General features: G+C 67.4%; 17 protein-coding genes and 1 pseudogene. 6 read left to right on the plus strand and 12 right to left on the minus strand.

The features are described 5' to 3' along the window. Window positions 1-615: 615 nt before the first annotated feature. Both ACWENQ_RS40825 and ACWENQ_RS40830 read right to left on the minus strand, forming a co-directional pair. On the minus strand, window positions 616-960 hold the full coding sequence (locus tag ACWENQ_RS40825; protein WP_449931761.1) for a hypothetical protein: 345 nt from the start codon (window positions 958-960) through the stop codon (window positions 616-618). Between the two features lie 318 nt (window positions 961-1278). Next, window positions 1279-4407: an RHS repeat-associated core domain-containing protein gene (locus ACWENQ_RS40830; protein WP_452419109.1), complete on the minus strand. Its 3129-nt coding sequence runs from the start codon at window positions 4405-4407 to the stop codon at window positions 1279-1281. A gap of 82 nt (window positions 4408-4489) precedes the next feature. Here ACWENQ_RS40830 and ACWENQ_RS40835 point away from each other — a divergent pair, with 82 nt between their 5' ends. Beyond that, a complete protein-coding gene (locus tag ACWENQ_RS40835; protein ID WP_452419111.1) occupies window positions 4490-5152 on the plus strand; it encodes a hypothetical protein in 663 nt (220 codons plus the stop codon). Between the two features lie 132 nt (window positions 5153-5284). On the opposite strand, the gene ACWENQ_RS40840 is transcribed toward ACWENQ_RS40835, so the two are convergent. Both ACWENQ_RS40840 and ACWENQ_RS40845 read right to left on the minus strand, forming a co-directional pair. Then, entirely contained in the window at window positions 5285-5683 is a 399-nt protein-coding gene (locus ACWENQ_RS40840) for a zinc-binding dehydrogenase (protein ID WP_452419113.1), read from the minus strand. Window positions 5684-5901: 218 nt separating this feature from the next. Further along, window positions 5902-6216: pseudogene (locus tag ACWENQ_RS40845) on the minus strand (alcohol dehydrogenase catalytic domain-containing protein); the annotation flags it as partial. Window positions 6217-6604: 388 nt separating this feature from the next. On the opposite strand from ACWENQ_RS40845, the gene ACWENQ_RS40850 reads away from it, so the two are divergent. Then, complete coding sequence (locus tag ACWENQ_RS40850; RefSeq protein ID WP_449931375.1) at window positions 6605-6835, plus strand: hypothetical protein; 231 nt, start codon at window positions 6605-6607, stop codon at window positions 6833-6835. Between the two features lie 72 nt (window positions 6836-6907). Here the strand turns inward: ACWENQ_RS40850 and ACWENQ_RS40855 are convergent, their stop codons facing one another. Together ACWENQ_RS40855 and ACWENQ_RS40860 are read right to left on the minus strand one after the other, a co-directional pair. Next, complete coding sequence (locus ACWENQ_RS40855; RefSeq protein WP_449931377.1) at window positions 6908-7528, minus strand: DUF6461 domain-containing protein; 621 nt, start codon at window positions 7526-7528, stop codon at window positions 6908-6910. Window positions 7529-7687: 159 nt separating this feature from the next. Next, entirely contained in the window at window positions 7688-8365 is a 678-nt protein-coding gene (locus ACWENQ_RS40860) for a DUF6461 domain-containing protein (protein WP_452419114.1), read from the minus strand. A 221-nt stretch (window positions 8366-8586) separates the two neighbouring features. On the opposite strand from ACWENQ_RS40860, the gene ACWENQ_RS40865 reads away from it, so the two are divergent. Beyond that, complete coding sequence (locus ACWENQ_RS40865; RefSeq protein ID WP_449931381.1) at window positions 8587-9111, plus strand: hypothetical protein; 525 nt, start codon at window positions 8587-8589, stop codon at window positions 9109-9111. Between the two features lie 252 nt (window positions 9112-9363). Here ACWENQ_RS40865 and ACWENQ_RS40870 read toward each other — a convergent pair whose 3' ends face one another. After that, window positions 9364-9672, minus strand: coding sequence for a helix-turn-helix domain-containing protein (locus ACWENQ_RS40870; RefSeq protein WP_449931461.1), 309 nt, complete (start codon window positions 9670-9672; stop codon window positions 9364-9366). Between the two features lie 72 nt (window positions 9673-9744). Here ACWENQ_RS40870 and ACWENQ_RS40875 point away from each other — a divergent pair, with 72 nt between their 5' ends. The 3 genes from ACWENQ_RS40875 to ACWENQ_RS40885 all read left to right on the plus strand — a co-directional run bounded on the left by ACWENQ_RS40875 (window position 9745) and on the right by ACWENQ_RS40885 (window position 11778). Then, complete coding sequence (locus ACWENQ_RS40875; RefSeq protein ID WP_449931383.1) at window positions 9745-10686, plus strand: hypothetical protein; 942 nt, start codon at window positions 9745-9747, stop codon at window positions 10684-10686. A 157-nt stretch (window positions 10687-10843) separates the two neighbouring features. Continuing rightward, a complete protein-coding gene (locus ACWENQ_RS40880; protein ID WP_449931385.1) occupies window positions 10844-11239 on the plus strand; it encodes a hypothetical protein in 396 nt (131 codons plus the stop codon). After that, the gene (locus tag ACWENQ_RS40885; RefSeq protein ID WP_452419115.1) at window positions 11236-11778 is read left to right on the plus strand and encodes a hypothetical protein; all 543 of its coding nucleotides are present in this window, start codon (window positions 11236-11238) and stop codon (window positions 11776-11778) included. The genes ACWENQ_RS40880 and ACWENQ_RS40885 overlap by 4 nt, the downstream gene beginning before the upstream one ends. 369 nt (window positions 11779-12147) lie before the next feature. On the opposite strand, the gene ACWENQ_RS40890 is transcribed toward ACWENQ_RS40885, so the two are convergent. The 5 genes from ACWENQ_RS40890 to ACWENQ_RS40910 all read right to left on the minus strand — a co-directional run bounded on the left by ACWENQ_RS40890 (window position 12148) and on the right by ACWENQ_RS40910 (window position 17722). Then, window positions 12148-15087 carry a WD40 repeat domain-containing protein gene (locus ACWENQ_RS40890; RefSeq protein ID WP_452419117.1) on the minus strand — a complete coding sequence of 980 codons (2940 nt, stop codon included), beginning with the start codon at window positions 15085-15087 and terminating at the stop codon, window positions 12148-12150. 380 nt (window positions 15088-15467) lie between these two features. After that, entirely contained in the window at window positions 15468-15629 is a 162-nt protein-coding gene (locus tag ACWENQ_RS40895) for a hypothetical protein (RefSeq protein WP_452419119.1), read from the minus strand. Window positions 15630-15722: 93 nt separating this feature from the next. After that, a complete protein-coding gene (locus ACWENQ_RS40900) occupies window positions 15723-16124 on the minus strand; it encodes a DUF7674 family protein (protein WP_449931391.1) in 402 nt (133 codons plus the stop codon). Between the two features lie 76 nt (window positions 16125-16200). Then, the gene (locus ACWENQ_RS40905; RefSeq protein ID WP_452419120.1) at window positions 16201-17208 is read right to left on the minus strand and encodes a hypothetical protein; all 1008 of its coding nucleotides are present in this window, start codon (window positions 17206-17208) and stop codon (window positions 16201-16203) included. Between the two features lie 79 nt (window positions 17209-17287). Then, window positions 17288-17722, minus strand: coding sequence for a hypothetical protein (locus ACWENQ_RS40910; protein WP_449931395.1), 435 nt, complete (start codon window positions 17720-17722; stop codon window positions 17288-17290). Window positions 17723-17734 lie beyond the last annotated feature (12 nt).

Consider the following 17734-nt stretch of genomic DNA (forward strand, 5'->3'; position numbering starts at 1 on the left):
CGTATTCACATCGATCGAGCGCGCGATCTCGTTCCCAGGAAGCAATCTCAACTCTGCCGAGCCGATAGGGGGTTCTGCCGCATCGAATTCAAGGCGGCAACCAAGGCGGACCGGTAGCTTTACCTGTCCAAAAAGCCGATCATCCAGATCTTTGAGCTCGATCTCCCGCTGCCCGCCAGCATCCTTCAGGTAGGGCCGCGGGGCGGGAGAGCCGTCCACCAAAGCCGCCGCGCCGGCCGGTGAGCGCCACCAGCTCCCGGCGCAGAGTGACGGCTTCCTCGCTGACCCCCACCGCCTCGCCCCGCAGCCCCACCTCCGCCAGCCGGATCGCGTGGTTGTTCACCGAGGCGGCCAGGTCGGGCAGGTAGGCGTCCCGGTTGAGCACGGCGAGGCGGCGCCAGAGCTGGAGGGCGTCGCGGCTTTCGTCCAGGGCGGCTGCAATCCGGCGTAAGACAGGCGGGTAGCCAGGGCGTCGTGGATGCGGGCGCGTTTACAAGCGAAATGATCCGTGCCGGCTCCCATCCAAGTGTGTCAGCGAGCACCCGTTGGCGCGGACGGAACAGGACTTGCTGAAGACTCTGCCCCCTTCCCGGAAGAAGCTGGCCGAGTCTCGCCCTACGGCGAATCGTTGCCCTGCTCTTCTGCGTAGGCGAACTTCTCTACAGTCCAGTCTTCACTTGGGCTGTTTCTCCAGGCCATGTACCCGAGAGGAAGAGACGCCGTCGCCTCAATAGAGGGGTCTTGGTCAACAATGTGGCGCAAGTGAAAAAGGCCAGAAGCTTCGTAAGAATTTGGATCATTCACACCGTCACCGATCAACCAGTCGTTGTCGGCATCGTGGATCACAATAAGCGCTGGAAGTTCTCCGCTTGCAACAGTGCGCTGTACCACGCCGCCCAAACCTTCCGGAAAACGGTCACCGGGGAAAGGGTGTGGCAAGTCACGCAGAAGCTCGCCCATATACTGGCACTCCTCTTTATCTTTGATCGCTAGTCACTGAGGCGGCTCGGCCGCTACCAGGCTATCTTAGCAGTCGCATGCAAACGCTACTTTTCGGAAGTTGCGGACGGTCCACGTGTGACATTTTGACATATTTCCGATCGGGCGGGATCGGAAGAATGTGCATAGACTCAAAATTCTTCATGGCTGGGGAGTGGGGCGGGCCCCGCATCGCTCACACCGGAAGACCCGCCCCAAAGCCGTATTACTCTCTCAGTGCCGCGAAGCAGGAGCTAAAAATGCGACCAAGCTCGCCGCTCGGCACCGTCGCTTGACACTCTAAACTGCACGCTGTTGATGGCTATTTGGTGAAGTGTTCCTATTCTTTGAGCTCCTGGTTGTTGACGTCGACTTCGTGGTCGGCGTCTTGTTGCTTTTGTTGCGATTGCAGACTCGACAGAGCACCTGACCGTTTTCTGGCGTTCCTGACCCGTTCTTGCTCTTTGGGTGCTTGTGGTCGATCTGAGATTCATTCTTTGGCGGAGTTACGCCGGTGCTACTCTTCTTGGGCTTTACGGTTTCCACATTGCATTGTTCGCACCTATTAACCCCTCCGTTTTTGGCGGCGTTCTTTTCGTAAACCTCTTGTTTTCCCCTGGGGGTGAAATTCTTACCGGGGCGGCTACCCGGCTCTTGCGACCAGGCGAAGGTGGGCGGATTCCTGCGGTAGTGGTCGGCGGCAGCGATGATCAGAAGCCCGCAGATGATCACCGCTCCGATGATCAGATCGTCAACTAGGACGACCTGTCCGTCCAGATCGGTGTTGTTGACGGGATCGGCTCCCGCGTACTCATAGTCGTTGGCGCTTCCGCCCTTCTGGGGATCGGTTTGGAGGAAGCGGCCAGTGGCGGGGTTGTACAGGCGGGCGCCCATGAGTAGGACACCGGCGAGGGGGTCGGTGGCGCGTTGTTCGCTGCCAAGCCAGCCATATCGGGGGGCATTGCCGCCCGAGCTTCTGGCGATGCCGTACTCGGTCTGCTCGGAATAGTTGTCTATTCCGCTGGTAGTCGCTGCATCGGCAGTGGCGACCACATCACCGTGCGGGTTGGCGAGTTGGAGGCTGACTCTGCCGGTGGAGGATTGCAGCGCCGCCAGATCGCCGGTCAGGCCATCGATGTTGCGGGTCCACCCGCCGTCGGCCTCTGCGGTCCAGATAGGCCGATCACTGTCATCGCCATAGTGGTGGACCGTGGTGCCCGGGGCGCTGCCGCCAGCTTGTGTGATGGTTCGGACCCGAAGCTTGGGGTCAACCGCGAACGTGCGGCTGATGCCGCCAGCCGTCATGGAGGAGACCAGGTCGTTGGCGTAGTAGCCGATCGTGAGATCGGCCGTGCCTGCGGTGTCGACAGCGGGCAGGACGGCTGTGCGGCCGAAGGCGTCGTAGGTGTACCCGGAGCTAGTCAGTCGGTCAGCTTGGTCATAGCTGTAGGTTCGGCTGGTGGGGGTGCTTGAAGTGGTGCATCTGCCATCGCCTGCATCCTTGTAGGAATCGAGGCGGCTGCGGTTGCTGTTGAGTGTGAAGCTGTAAACCCGTGTGATGCAGGTTCCGTTGACGAGATCGGCCACCTTGAGCAAGCGGCCCGCATTGTCGTAGGTGTAATCCTGCTGGCTGCCTGGCCCTCGTGCCTGGGCGACACCGCCGGCAGCCGCGGGTAGCGTCGTGAAGGACAGCCACGATGTGTCCGCTTTGGCGTACGACAGCCCAATGAGGGCGTTGTTGTTGTCGTAGCGCCACCTAGCCGTAAGGCCGCCGGGGTAGATCTGGGCGATCAGAGCAGCGTCGGCGTCGTAGGCGCCGACCATCGTGCCGACTCCGGATACGTCGATCCTGGTGAGCAAGCCGCGCCGTTCGGCCTTGCCGTTCGCGTCGACGCCGTCGTAGGTGTAGGTCGTGGTGCCCTTGCCGTCGGCGACGGTGGCAATGTTGCCGTCAAGGTCATAGGTGTAGGTCGAGGTATTGGCGTCAGCGTCGGTATAGGTGAGGGCGCGGCCGAAGGTGTCGTAGCCGACGCTAATGCTCGTCTGGCCTGCGCTGTTCTTGGTGAGCAGGCCGGTGGCCGGGTCGTAGTCAGCGGTGAACTCGGGCAGGGCAGTCCCGCCTTCGGCGGCCGGAGTGACCGTCGTGCTTTCGCCCACACGGCGGGCAGCTGCGTCGTAGCGCGACGTTGTGGTGCGAACGACTGAACCGGCGGTGTCGGTCGTGACCAGCGGCTGGCCCATCTGGGTGTAGCTGGTGATCTCTACGGCAGATAGCGGTTTGCCGGTGCCTGGTTGCGCTTTGGGCTCGGTGCGGCAGGGCAGACCTGCCCAAGCAGGTCGACGGCACTGCTCGGGTCCGCTGGCCTCGGCGGTGTAGTACCAGTTGACCGTGGTTCCGGCATCACTGCCGCTGCTTTCCGGCATGCGTGATTCGATCACTCGGCCGGACGCGTCGTAGCGGGTTTTCCTGGTGATGTCGACGGCGCCGTCGAGCACGGTGGTGATGCTGGTGGGGACGCGCAGTTCCCAGCCGGAGTGGTCACCGCTGGCGATCGGGTCATAGCCGGTCTTGACAGTGCGTCGATCGGCGGCATCGGGTGTGGCGGTGCCATCAACTACGGTCGGTGCTGTCACCGTGGTGGTGGCCAGGTGGTAGTTCACGCCGGCGAGCGGCTTGCCCTCGTCGTATGTCGTTCTGATGGTGCTGCGGGCGGAGGCCACCGTGCCCGCGTTCAGCTTGACGGTGTGGGTAGGGCCTTGGCGGCTGATCAGGTCACTATCAGCGTTGTAGGTGCTGGTGGTCGCCAGCAGCTCGGCTCGTTCGGCGGTGTCAGCGCGGGCCGCGACGTAGGGATCGGTATCGGCCGTTGGCGTCAGTGCCTGGGCGCGGTTGTCGGCTGTCAGTGCCCAAACGACATTGCCCTTGGCGTCATGGCGTGCTGCGCCGAACTGCCAGGCGCCCGCACCGAAATCAGCTCTATTGACTGGACGCCCGTTGATGTCGAGGTAGGTGAGCTCCCCGTAGGGCCAATCGGCGGTGATTGGGTGATAGGCGCCATCGCCGCCTCGCGCGGGAACATGGGAAGCCGGGAAGATGGCAGTGCCGGTGACGGGCAGGTCAGTCGTTTGCCCCCACTTGGCGGTCTGTGCTGCGGTGAGGTCGACTGGTGCGTCGCTGCCCCCGATCGGCACGTCGTAGGCGATAGGCCAAGTGGGATCAGTGTCCCCACCCTCACGTTGGACATGGGCCAGACGGCCGAGGGCGTCGTATTCCATCCGCCACGGGGCAAGTCCGGGTGGGGTGACCTGGGAGATCCGGCCCTGTCCGTTGTAGTAGTACAGCGTGGCCAGGTTGGTGCGCGGATCGCTGACTTGCCGCAGATGGCCGGTGGAGTCATAGGCGTAAGTTGCCAGCACGGTCGACTTCATCGCGTTCGACCCTGGGTCGAACGCGGTGACCGATATGGTTTTCACCTGCCCGGTGAAGTCACCCCACCCGGAGGCCTGACCGGTGGCCGTAGTCCGCGCCCGCGCCGACGCCGAGCGCATCCAGCGCGAGACCGAGACCCGCGTGGTGGCCGCCGAACGCCGCCAGGCCGCCGCCGAGGTCGCCCGTCAGGCCGCCGAAGACGTTCGCGACCGCCAGGCCGACGAGCTGCGCACCCTGCGCCGCCAGCTCGCCGACCAGGCCGAGCTCGCCGAGGCCCAGGCCACCGCGCTGGGCAAGACGCAGACCCGGCTCGGCGAGGCCGAGACGAAGCTGGCCGCCGAACGCGCCGAGGCCCGCCGCCTGTCCGACCAGCTGACCGGCTCCCGCCAGCGTCTGGCCGAGGCCGCCGAGCAGATCGGCGCGCTGAAGGCGGCCGTGGCCGAGGCGCGCGCCGAGACAGCCGGCGTACGCGAGGAGCTCACCGCCGAACGCCACCGCCACGAGCGCGACGTGGGGCGGCTGCGCGAGGACCTGACCCAGACACGCCGGCAGGCCACCGAGGGCGCGACCGCCGCGGCGGTCGCGCTCGCTCGCACCGAGGCCGAACGCGACGCCGCGCGGCGCGAAGCGGAGACAACCCGCGCCGAACTCGTGGCCATCAGACAGGAGCCTGCGCATCGGCTCGCCGAGGGCGCCGGGGAGGAGCCGGGCTCGGCCACCGCCGATACGGAGCGTCCGTCATGAGCCCGGCAGCGGGGCCGGGCAGCAGGCGGTGATGACGGTGGGGTGTTCACGAGTGCTTCCACCTGCGACGTGACGTAGGTAGTGGAGATCGCTTCCCACCGTCAGGATGATCGTTTCCCAGACGTCCTCTGTTCAGAAGATGAGCGCGATCTTCCCGTTCAGGCTCCCCCGCTGGAAATGCTCATGTGCGGTTTTCACGTTCTGCACGCCGTATTGCGCGTCGACCCGGATCTTCAGTCGCCCGCCGTCCACGGCTGCGGCGAGTTCGGCGAGTCCGCGACCGTCTTCGCGTACCTGGTTGACCGTGGTGCGCACCCGACGATGCGACAGGTCGGGTACGGGCCCGGCTTGAGTAGCGATCGAGGCGTACCTGCCGCCATCGGCCACGGCGTCGGTGACAAAGGCGCCGAAGGTGTCGAAGATGGCGTCGTAGCCGCCCGCCCGCAGCGTGGTCCGGTCGATGGTGGCGTGGTCGGCTCCCAGTTCTTGCACCACCTGGATCTGCGCCTGCCTGGACACCAGCGCGTCCACCTGCGCCCCGCGAGCTGCACTGCGAGGCCGCCGACGGCTCCTGCCGCGCCTGCCACCAGCAGCTTGTCTCCCTGGCCGACCTGCAACCAGTCCAGGGTCTGCAACGCGGTCAGTCCCGGCAGGGGCAGGGCCGCCGCCTCCGCCAGGCTGACCGACGTGGGCGCCTGGGCGATAGAGGCAGCCGGGATGGCGACGAGGTCGGCCCATGAGCCGCGCCCGGTCGCCAACTGATGCGACATGCCGAACACCCGCTCGCCGACGGGCAACCCACTCGTGCCTGAGTTGACGACGATCCCCGCCAGTTCCCAGCCCAGCGTCATCGGCAACGGCGGCGCGCCCTCACCGATGGCCCCCTCCCGGGTCTTGTCATCAACCGGGTTGATGGCCGAGGCGATGACCCGCACCAGCACCTCGCCATCGGCAGGATGCGGTTCCGGCACGTCGACCAGCGCCAGCACATCAAGATCTCCAAAGTGGTCGATCTGTAGAGCACGCATACCCAACTCCCAAAATATTCGATGAGCGTCCAACATTAACGGTGGCCCACTTCGTGCCGGTCAGCCGGTCAGCCGGTCGCAGTGACCGCTTCTCCGGGCGGCCGGTCCGTAAGCGCTGTCGCGCTGCCAGCCCGATGCAACTGGAGATGCCTGCTGGCCGGGCAGTTGTCGCGCGGCATCGGCGTCAGCCGACAAGGTGAACGATCAGCGGATGACCTTCTACCGGCGGGAGGCGGTAGACCGGCGCCCCGTCTGGTGGGGACTCGAGGGCTGCGTGTGACCGGCCAGCCCCGGCAGAGCGCGTCCGGCTCTGCGCGTTAGCGAGCCGGCCTGGCAAGCGCCTACACGCATGTGTTGATCTTGATTGTGGTAGTGACTGCCAGCACTTCCCCGCTTACAGTGTGGAGTTGTTGGACCACATGGCGTGAAGCGGATCGGATGGGCGCGTCCGCGCTCTTTCGTGAAGGGCGACGTGACGTCACTGCTGGAACGTTTGGCCCAGGCCGAGGCGGCTGCCACCGAGAAAGCGGCCGAACTGCGTGAGCAACTGGCCGCGTCGGAGGACCAGCTCCGGCGCCTGTCCATTACCCGCGAGACGCTGGTGGCCTTGTCGGCCCAGAACGAGCAGGTGGGGGGTGTTCACGAGTGGTCCTGACCTGCGGACGAGTCAGGGAATCGTTGATTGCTTCCCAGGATGGGAATGATCGTTTCCCGGCCAATCCTGCATTCAAGGTCTGGGTGGGTGCCAGGAGGGGTCGCCGATGCGCGAGTGCCGCGCCTGGAACCAATCGGCGGCGATGTCGGTTTCGGTGATCCGTCCGATCAGCGCCAAGGCTGAGCTAACGCCCTCGTCCGCTTCCACAGGGTCAACGTCGTCATCGGTGACCTGGAAGCGCAGTCCCTCCATCAGGTGATCGAGCGCGTGCGGATCGTCACCGAACCTCCGATCAGGCTTGGACACGAAAGAGACGATCATGCGCCCGTCACGGGCGTACTTGAAGTACTCCCTGCCGTGGATGTCCATGCTGAAGCTGAGGGCCTGACGGCCGCCCTGGGTGACGGACATCAGGGACGCGTCATCGTCGAAGAGCGCCGGCACGATGCCGATCCAGCCGTTGACCTCGGCCACCCAGCGGGAGCCGTCGTCGAGGTGGTGGTCGAGGATCTCGCTCAGGTAGCAGGGGGTGCGGGTGGCGAGGTCCAGGTGGAAGGCCGGGGCGAGGGTGTCGAGGTTCGTACCCTTGATCCACAGGGCGTTGAATCCCAGCGCCCACAGGTCGTCCTCATCGAGTCCCTCGGTGAAGATCGTCGAGACCAGAAGGTCGTACAGGTAGGTCCGTGACTGCATGGCCGCCTCTCGGAGAGAGGGGGCATCCCGCAAGAGGCCCCCTTTGGGGTCTTCGCAAATAGGGCTTGCCTGGGGTGCAAGAGGGATTGAGGAGATCGCTTCCCGAGAAGAGGATGATCACTTCCCGCCTGCACAACCCGGGCGCTGGCCGTTCAGGGATCAGCGGACCGCGTCCGGCATGCGGACCGTCACGTAGGGATGCGGCTGCTTCAGCCACTCGCCGGTCAGCCGCGCCCCCGTGGTCTGGTCGATGACCGCGAGCATGGCGGCTTGCCAGTCGTAGTCGGCGCGGCTGTCCAGGTCGTCCTCGTCCTCGTCCTCATCGAGATCCTCGGGCGCGGGTTCGGCGAAGAAGTCCGTCATCGCCTGCAGCTCAGGCCAGCGGGCCAGGCCGGCATGGTCTTCCTGCTGCCCGGGGAAGAGCCCGTTGATCGCCAGGACGTGCTCGCCTCCGGCCGCGAAGCTCAGCAGATTGTTGACGTTGACGTTCCACCAGGCGCTGTAGACGCGTGCTCCCTGACTGAGCCGTTGGAGCACGGTGGGGCTCGTCCCGAGGTAGTCCCACTCGAAGAGAACGGTGGTCGAGCCGTACCAATCGACGAGCACGGGGTAGGCGTCTTGTTCGAGCGGCCCGATGGCCTCGAACGGCGCCGGTTCGTGCAGCCGGTACGGCGTGTTCCCGGCGAGCCGGGCGGCGACCTGGTCCAGGGTGAGCGCTCGTCCATCGTCGGGGACCACCGCCGTCCAGCACATGCCCACGTCGAGCCACTGCGTGCTGTTCATCAGTCGCCGGTAGTACTCGCGCAGGTCGGCGGTCGGCGGCTGTCCGGTGTTCAAGCTGGACCCTTTCGCTCGGCGGGAACAGATCGTCGAGATCATCCCAGAGATGCGGCGGAACCGGCCAGGCCATGCGCACCCATGGCTTTCCACTGACTCTGCGGGGCCCAGTAAAGGATCTTGCAGTCTTGGGGTCAGCAATGCCATTGCTGGCTACAGTATGGATTTGCATATACGCGGTTAGTGATGACGCCGGTTCCATGGCTGCTACGAAGGAGGAGATGGTGGCGGCGCTGCTGGCAAGGCTGGAGGGAGCCGAGGAGGCCGCACGGCAGCAATGCGCCGAGCTGTCCAGGCAGCTGGAGGAGCTGCAGGAGCGGCTGACCGCCGCACAGCGGCGCATGGAGCGGCTGTCCATCGCGCGTGAGGAACTGGCCGCGTTGGCGGCCGACGACGAGCCGGACGATGCAAAGCCCGGCGATTCCGTCGGCTCCGGCGGCCGCCACAACGACGTCGCCGCGCACAGTGCCGGGCACGGAGAGGCTCCCGGACCGACTCGTCCAGCCCTGCGGGGGTTGCGCAAGGAAACGGTGGTGTTGCTGGCCAGTTCCGACAAGCCGCTGCGGGCGCGCGATGTGGTGCGGGCGCTGGGCCAGCAGGACGTCCGCGGTCGAGTTGAGGGGATGCGCGCGCGGCTCAAGCGGCTGGTGAGCGATGGCTGGCTGGTCGAGCGTGAGCAGGGCCTGTTCACGATCGCATCCGGAGTGAACGGGTTCGCCGGCGAGGGGAACACCGCCACGGACTGAACCGACGTGCCGGTCTGGTGACCGGATCGAAAAGTGGTGCCGCCGAGTAGCAGCTCGACGGCACCGGGTTGCATGAGCGCCCAGAAGACCTAACTCTTTGAAGGCTCGCGCCTTCCGAGCGTAACGCGCTAGGCGATCGCTTGGAGGCTGTCGAGCCAAACGACGGCCGCTTATGCCCGGATGTCCGGGTTTCCGGGGCGGCGGAGGGAAGGCTCGACCATGCCGTCGAGGTCATCACGGCGTTCGACGCCGTCATCGGGGCGCCGAGATGCCCTCCGGCCACAGCCGGACCGCGAGCGCGGTCTCCAGCAGGGCGATGGTGGCCACGTCCGGCCAGGACCGCCCGGCCAGCAGGTCGGCGATGGCCTGGCGATTGACACCGGAGGCGGCGGCCAGGCCGCGCAGGCTCAGTCGGCGTTCGGCCAGAATGCCGGCCAGGGTGGCGGCGATGGCCTGAACAACGGCGGCGGCGGGATGAGGGGTCAGGTCCGCATGGGGCCAGGCCTGCGGGTCCTCGGCCAACTCCCGCGGAGCCGCCGAGCGCGCATGTCCTCCGACCATCACGAAGTTCTCCTATCGGTGAATGTCACCCGCGACTGTAACGGCTGCTTGTCCAGCCACTATGGATGGAGTGTGACCTTCGACCCCGACACCTCGGCGAAGATCACGAGCTATCGGCCACGCCATGCCCCGCCCGGCTGGGAGGCGGTGGCCGACCAGGTCCGCGCCACCGTCGCCGCGTCCGCGCCGTGGGTCGGCTACCGCATCGAGCGGCTGCTGCACGTGGTCGGCCGATTGGCGATCTGGTGCCACGGGCGCGGGCTGCCCGCTGACCCGGAGGTGTGGCTGCGGCACGAGACGATCGACGCGTTCGTGCTGGCCGGATGCGCCGACCTGGCCCCGCGCACCGCACAGACCTACCGGTCCTGGCTGCGGCAGGTACGCGCCGCGCTCGCCTGGGCACAGCGTGGGGAAAGCACCCCGGTCGCACTCAGCGCCCCCAATGAGCGCACCGCCCCCTACACACCGACCGAACTGGCCCGGCTGCGCGGGTGGGCCGCCCACCTTCGCAGCCAGGCCCGCAGCGATGCCCTCGCGCTGATCGCCCTGGCCGCCGGGTGCGGACTGACCTCGGCCGAACTCGCCGCCGTCCGCGGCAGCCACGTGCGCGTCCTCGATGACGGAACGGTCATCGTCGCCGCGCCGGGCACGACCCGGCTGATCGTCGCCCGCGCGGCCTTCGAACACGACCTGGCCGTCGCCGCGGACACCGCGCTCACCGGCGGGGACCGGTATCTGTTCCGGCCCGGCCGGACGGCCGCCTACGCCAAGAACCTCGTGGCCTCGTGGACCTGGACGCACCGCCCGACCGGGACCCTTCCCCCGCTGTCGGCGCGGCGGCTGCGCGCCGGCTGGATCGTCGAGTTGCTGAGTGCGCGGATCGACCTGACCGTGGTCGCCGCGGCGGCCGGGCTCGCCCCGAGCGCGCTGGCCCGCTGCCGAGCAGCACGGTGTGGACCGGCATCCCGGGCGGCCCGGGCCGATGCGCGAGCTCGGCTTCGATCACCTCGATGAGCCCGGTGTCGGTGAGCAGGTCATCGAGGTGGGCCGCCATCGCGTCCGGGATCAGCAGGGGCGCTTCGCTGACCGGCCGGGGACGGCAGGCGGCCACCCGCGCCGTGCGGGGACGCGCCCCGTCCGGCATCAGCGGCCGCGCAGCAGCTCGGTGGCGGTGCGGGTATCCAGAGGCGGGACGAAATGGCTGCCCACCGGCACACTCGCTGTCGACCGCGCCTACACCGACCAGACCGCCGACCACTTCGCGCGGCCCGCCCGAGGTCGCGGCTACCGACTCGCCCTGGATTACAAAGCCGAGCAGCGCCGCCTGCAAGGCTCCGTGCACGGCGCACTCCTGGTCGACGGCACCTTGGCCTGTCCCCTGATGCCCGCCCCGCTCCTGCACGCCACGACCGGCCTCGACGACGCCGCCATCCGCGCTCCCGACGACGAGCTCACCGCGTTGATCCACGCGCGCCAGCCGTACTTCCTCAAGGTCAAGCAGACCCCCGACGCCGAGGGGAAGCTCCGCCTGCAGTGCCCGGTGCCGCCGGGACCGCCCCGTCGGTGAACTGCCCTCGTTTCAACCAGGCCAGAGCAGCAGCACGTGGCCCGCGGACCCGGGTCGACCTCACCGACGCACGGCAGCGGGCCGCGCACGCCGCCGCCAAGCCCACCGTCCTGCTGCCGAAGACCAGCAGCGACGACGGGTGTCTGCCGACGATCTGCACCCAGCAGACCATCACCCTGCACCCGGGCGACCTCGGCCACAAGGACAAGCTCCGCCAGGACCTGCCCTACCTGAGCCCGGCCTGGAAATGCGCATTCAAGGCCATCCGGGCCAATACCGAAGGGATTAACGGCAGGTTGAAGGGCCAGGTCATCGACCTGGCCGACCCGACCAACCGGCTCGCCCACGGCCGCGTCGCCCAAACCATCCTGGTCGCCCTCATGGTCTGCATCGCCAACCAGAAGATCCTGCTGTCCTGGCGCCAGATCCACGACCACGAACCCCGGCCGTCGTCCACCACCGGGGACGACCTCCCGACCGAGCCGGACATCGACGACACCACCAGCAACAGCGGAAGACCCCCGCCCGCCCGGCCCTGAACAGATCGTTACCCCGGCCCGTCCCGACAGCACATCCCCACAAGTCGGCGCGAGCATGCCCACCGGCCGGTTCGCCCTGCCCTCGACGCGACCGGACACCACCCGAGCCCTTCGCCACAACCGCCGCACCGGCCTCGAACCGCCCGGCGAGCACGGTTACGAGCCCGGAAACGAAGAGAGCCCGCCCGATCCACACGATCAGACGAGCACTCGTGACACATGATCAGGCCATCTCAAGAACAGCCCGACGGTGGTGATCTGGGTGTTCAGGTCATCGATCTCTGCGGTGAGGTGCAGGATCCGCCGGACCAATGACCTCAGCGTGTAGGCAGGCGGTGATCGGTGCTGGTGGTCGTGGGAGCGGTCGGGTCAGGTCGGTGCGGTGAGAAGCGAACGCAGGGCGAAGCCGTAGAGGCCCGCATCGCCCGCCGCGTACAGCGCGCCGCGTGGTGACCAGGCGCAGCCGTGGAGCTCGCCGTCCATCCTGATCATGGAGACGCATCGTCGGGTAGCCACGTCCCACACGCGCAGCGTGCCGTCGTCGGCCGTGGCGGCCAGGTGCTCGCCCGACGCGCTCACCGCGAGGCCCGTGTAGAGCACCTCGTCGCCGGGCAATGTCGCGACCGCGTCGCCTGTCCTGTCCCAGAGCGCGATGCCGCCGTCCCAGTGCACGGCAGCCACCCACCCACCGTCGGGCGCCATGGCCAGGCCACCGACGAACGAGGGCGTCTCCAGCGTGGGAGCCAGCCGCCTGCCCTGCGCGTCCCACAGGTCCATCCGGTCGGAGCCTGCCGTGGCCATCCAGGTGCCTTCGGGGGCGATGGCCAGGTGCTTCACGGCCTCCACCGACGTCTTGATGGTGGTCAGTGGGGTGCCGTCGGCGTACCACAGCCTGGCGCGGCCGTCGCGGCCGCCGGCCGCCAGCCACGAGCCGTCGGGGGCGATGGCCACCGTGTCGGCCCAGTCGTCGCACACCTTGAGCGTCCTGATGGGCGTGCCGTCCCGCTCGAAGAGCCGGACCAGGCCGTCGGAGTCGGCGGTCGCGAGCCAGCGGCCGGCGGGCGAGATCGCCACCGAGGTGAAGAAGGTGTCCTCCGCCACGGTCGCGGGACGGCCGCCCGCCGGATCCCAGAAGGACAACCCGATGCCCGCGGTGGCCAGCCAGGTGCCGTCCCTGGCCACCGCCACGGCGTTGGCGATCGTGCGACGGTGGTCCTCGCCCCTGGCAGGGAATCCGGCGGGGTCCCAGACCTGGATCGTGCTGGGCTCGATCGCGGTCACCAGCAGCGTGCCGTCCCGGCTGACGGCCAGGTCGTTCACAAGGGCGTGGCGGGCGACGAACCCCATCTCCTCTCGCGGCCGGTCGAGCCTGGCCGTGACGAATCCCTCGGGGCGGTCGGCGGACGCGGCAAGCCACCGGCCGTCGGACGACATCGCCATGTCGGAACAGTCGTCGAGAGCGGGTTCCACCACGCCCTCCATCGCCCCCTCCGGACTCCAGCAGCGCGCGCGGGAGTCCATGTGGAGTGCCACGATCGCGTCCCGAAGCGGATGGGCCACGACCTCTGCGACCTGCAGATCCTCTGACAGCGGGATGGCGCACCGCTGCGTGCCGTCCCTGTTCCAGACGCGGATGCCATCCTCGCAGGGATGCGCCACCCACGCGCTGCCGGCACCGATGGCGATCTTCGAGTGCTCGTCGGCCTGCGCCTGCACGCGCCACAGCGGATTGCCCGTGTCGCTCCACGCCATCAGGCTGCCGTCGTCGGTCACCGCGGCGATCCAGGTGCCGTCGGGGGCGATCGCGACCTGCTGCACCTCGCCGTGGGCCGCCTCCATGACCGCGATCGGCGTGCCGTCGGCCAGCCAGGTGCGTACCGTCCGGTCCCAGCTCGCGGTGGCCAGCCACGTCCCGTCGGCGGAGATCGCGACCGAGGAGACGGCGTCCTCGTGACCGCTGAGGGTCGCGCGCAGGCTGCCGTCGAGGTTCCAGATCCTGGCCTTGCCCTCCCAGCTCGCGCCGGCTATCCAGGTGGAGTCCGGGCTGATGGCCACCTGGGTCACCCGCTCGTCGTTGAGCCGCATCGTCCGGACGAGCGCCGGATGGGGCAGGTCAGGCGGCGCCCACAGGCAGTCCAGCCACGGCTCGCCGACCGCGTGGAGCATCTCGCGCAGCTCGCCGGCGTCGCCGTACAGGCGGGCCGCGAGGGTGGGCAGGAGCGCGCCGCGGTCGCCGTGGGTGAACAGATGCGCGTTCCTGGCCAGCGTACGGCGCAGCCGTTCCGCCTCGGGAGCGCCTGCCCTGGCCAGGTCACGGTCGACGGCGGCGATGCCTAGGGAGGCGAGCTTGGACGCGATCCAGCCCGTCTGGGTCACCAGCTCGGCCAGGTCCTCCCCGGCCGCCACGTAGTGGTCGGGCAGGTGGGCGAGGCAGTACATGACGGCCTCGTCCGTGACCGTCTCCTCGACGTCCGTGAAGGTGCCGATCAGCGCCATGGCGGTGCGGGAGACGGCCTCCCCGCTCGATGCCTGGCGCAGGTAGTCACGGACCACGTCGGGTACGAGCAGCAGGTCGCGGTCGGGGCGGAGATCCGCCAGCCCGGCCTCGCACAGCTCGGCCAGCAGCCGCTCGGACGCCCCCTTCGACAGGCCCGCCGTCCGCTGCCACACGGCGGGAACGACGCTCGCGGGGATGTCGCTGTCCGCGGCGAAGGCGCCGAGCTCCAGCAGACGCGGCAGCGCCCCCGGCGAGAGCGACGGCAGCCCGGCGTCCAGGACCTTCCGTACGGCGTAGGCCCTGGCGGCCGGATCGGCGAGGTCGAACGCGTCGTCCACCGATGTCCCCAGCGACCCGGACAGCCTGGCGAGCAGGGGCCAGCCCCCCTCAGGGACCTTGAGCCGGATGATCGACGGCAGTCCGGGCAGGATGTCCGCGGTCCTGGCGGTCACCAGCACGGTGACATCCGAGGTCAGGCTCAAGCAGGCGCGCAACTGCTCGGCGGTCCGCACCCCGTCGAGCACGAGCAGGCCGCTGCCGGGCTCCTCGAACTCGGGCTCGGCGTCCGCCGTTATCCACGGGACGCCGAAGGACTCCAGCCGGTCGCGTACGAGGGACTCGACGACGTGGGGCGGGGCCACGCCGACGGTGAGCCAGTCGATGCCGTCGCCGAAATGCTCGGCCACCTCCGGGATATGGCAGGCGGCGGCGGCCAGCGCGGTGGTGCCGAACCCCTCGACGCCGTCTAGTCCGGGGAGGACGGCGACGAAGCCGTGCTCATCGGAGGTGAGCCGCGCGACCAACTCCGTCAAACCAGGAATCTCGTCCATCACCGAGCCCAACGCGCCGGACGGAGATCGGGTTCCGTCACGGGCGCGTCTTCACCAGCCCGCGCCTATCGTTAGCAGCATCACGATGGCCACGATGAGGGCGCCGAAACGGGGATCCTGCCGCCACTTGCGCCGGAAGAGGCAGATCGCAGCCCACGACCGCGCGCACCGAGGCCGAACGTGACGCCGCCCGACGCGAGGCAGAAGCCGCCCGGGCCGAAGTCGCGGCCGTCAGACAGGAGCTGGCCCGGCGGCCAGTCGAGAGTACGGGGGACGATGCCTAGCGCACGACCTGCTGCGAGAGGTGTTGTACGAGCGGTAGTGAGAGCGAAGCTGCGAGACGAGATCGGACGCGCGGCGGATCAGTTGATTTCCGCGGCAACCGTGCAGAACTTGGTGTTGACGTTGAGCGTGGTGTTCTGCAGGTCGTTGATCACCAGTCGTCGGTGATGAGGTGCTTGGGCGGGGCCGTGATCGTGACGGGTTTCCCCCATCCTCGATACCTGCCGCCGCATGTGGCGCATAGCCATGGTGAGCAAGGCGGCGTCGGCGGATAAGCATGTGCCGGAGGCACCTACTTTACGGCTGCTAGCGAGAGACTGGCATCCGCGAAGAGCTTACTCTCCAGACGGCTGCTGGCGATCCAGGATGATCTGACGCAGCAGCGGCCCTACATATTTAATCTCTTGTCGCCAGCGCCTGATCACATCTTTAGCGACAAGGTCTTCTACTATCTCTGCAAGATAATCATTGCCGTGAGCGAGAAGCGCCTCACAAGCATCAAAGAAGCGCTTGAGTTCCTCTTCGTTATGTGAGATTAGTGCTCTCTCCAGGATAGTAGACGACACCTCGAGTATGTACTGGTACGGCCCTACCGTGGCGTCATCGGCCCGAGCGTCTTCCTCTAGGGCCAGCAGTGCGGGGCGACAATCAGGAATCTGCTCCCACAGGATACCCCTCGTCTTCAGAGGGAGATCTTGAAATTTTCGCTCACCCTTAGCATACTCGCTCTCTGCCATTGAATACCTCCCTTCCCTTAACGCGTGGCCTTAATCTGATCATCTGTGGCCCGCAGGCCCTCGTCGCCCGGAACCCTCAGCCCTGCCTGGGCTCGCTCCTCGGCTGCGCGGGTTCAGGCAGGGCGATCTCATGGCGCGCGAGTAGACGTGCGAAGAATTCTCTGGTGATGTGCGTTCCCTTGGAACCCGTCAACTCCTGGCCGCCGAAGCGATAGACCTCGTAGCCTTCCAAGCGAAGGCGTCGGTCTTCGGTGACCATCTCGGAGTATTTGCGTGTGTCGGGACGTCGAATCTCAGGGTCCATCTCGAAATAGCCAGGCGAGTCTGGAGGCGGCGCATCTGAGGCCAGCCTGGAGTAGTGCTGAACTCCGTCGATCTCGATGACCACCCAGTTGCGGTTGGGCAGCAACAGAAGGAAGTCCATGCGCTGACGAGGGAGAGGGCCCGGAGTTGAGGCCGCGCGCCGCAGGTAAGGGTCGTAGTGGAGATAAACCTGAGGAATCAAGGTAGGCAGGTCAGCGCCGCCAGGTCGTGTATGGAACTCGGCATAGATGCTGAAGAGAAGCTGCTCGGGGGGCGATTCAAGAGAAGCTTTCAGCCGTGCATAAAGGCGACGCGAGACCTGAATCTCGTCAGCGTCCCGCAGTTCAGGGACGGTCGCCTTCCACCAATCGGTGAGATCACGCCAGGTGAGGCCCGCGGTCCCGAGGGGACGTGAGTAGATGAGGCAGTGCTCTGCGTTCTTGGTGATCTCCAGGTCGTTGATGATGGCGTTGCGCAGCACGAATTCAGGCTTAGGACCGATGGACGCGAAGATCAGGTTCTTGAATTCGCCGTCGACCCCACTGGCGCCGAGCGTGGCCAAGATCGACTCCAGGGCAGGGTCGTCGTGCTCATCGATATGCTCGCGCGCGATGCTGATCAACTCAGGCATCCCCAACGGGCGCAGGCGAGTCATGACGTAATTGAACTTGCTGCGAAAGGACTCCTCCTCCGTTCCAGGTGCAAGGCCGAGAGCTTCGCAGGCTGCTGGCAAGTGGTAAGCGCTGATTTCGGCGAGCGAGCTGGCGATCGCTCTGCGCACGCTGTCAGCTTTGACGGGGGGCCGCATGGGGCGAGGTTATCCGTCGGCGCCGACAATGAGCCGAACTCCCAAGGTCATGTCATGGCAGGCCGTGGTGACCCCGCTCGTCGGCCCCGCCATCCTGGTCACCGCCCTTGCCCCGGACAGCCTGCGCCTGCGCGGCCCGAAGCTGGCCGAGGAACGGGAGCTGACCGCGCGCATCGACCTCGAGCGGATCAGCCGGAAGGTCGAAGACCGCATCGCCCGCGCCGAGCGGGCCCGCGGGGCTGCGGAAGCTGCCAAGGACGCCGCCGGGCTGGTCCGCGACCGCCAGGCCGACGAGCTGCGCAGCCTGCGCCGCCAGCTCGCCGAGCAGGCCGAGTGCGTCGCGGCCCAGGCCGCCGAGCTGGCCGGGGACCTCGCCTCGGTGGACGAGCTGGGCGAGCACGATATGGAAGTCGCCTGCAGGGCCGGTGAAGAAGCCAGCGAGCTTGCTGGCGCACTCGGCGAGGTTCGGCGGGGGCGCTCCGTTCACCGGCCCTCACCC

The organism is Nonomuraea sp. NPDC004354 (assembly GCF_053602555.1).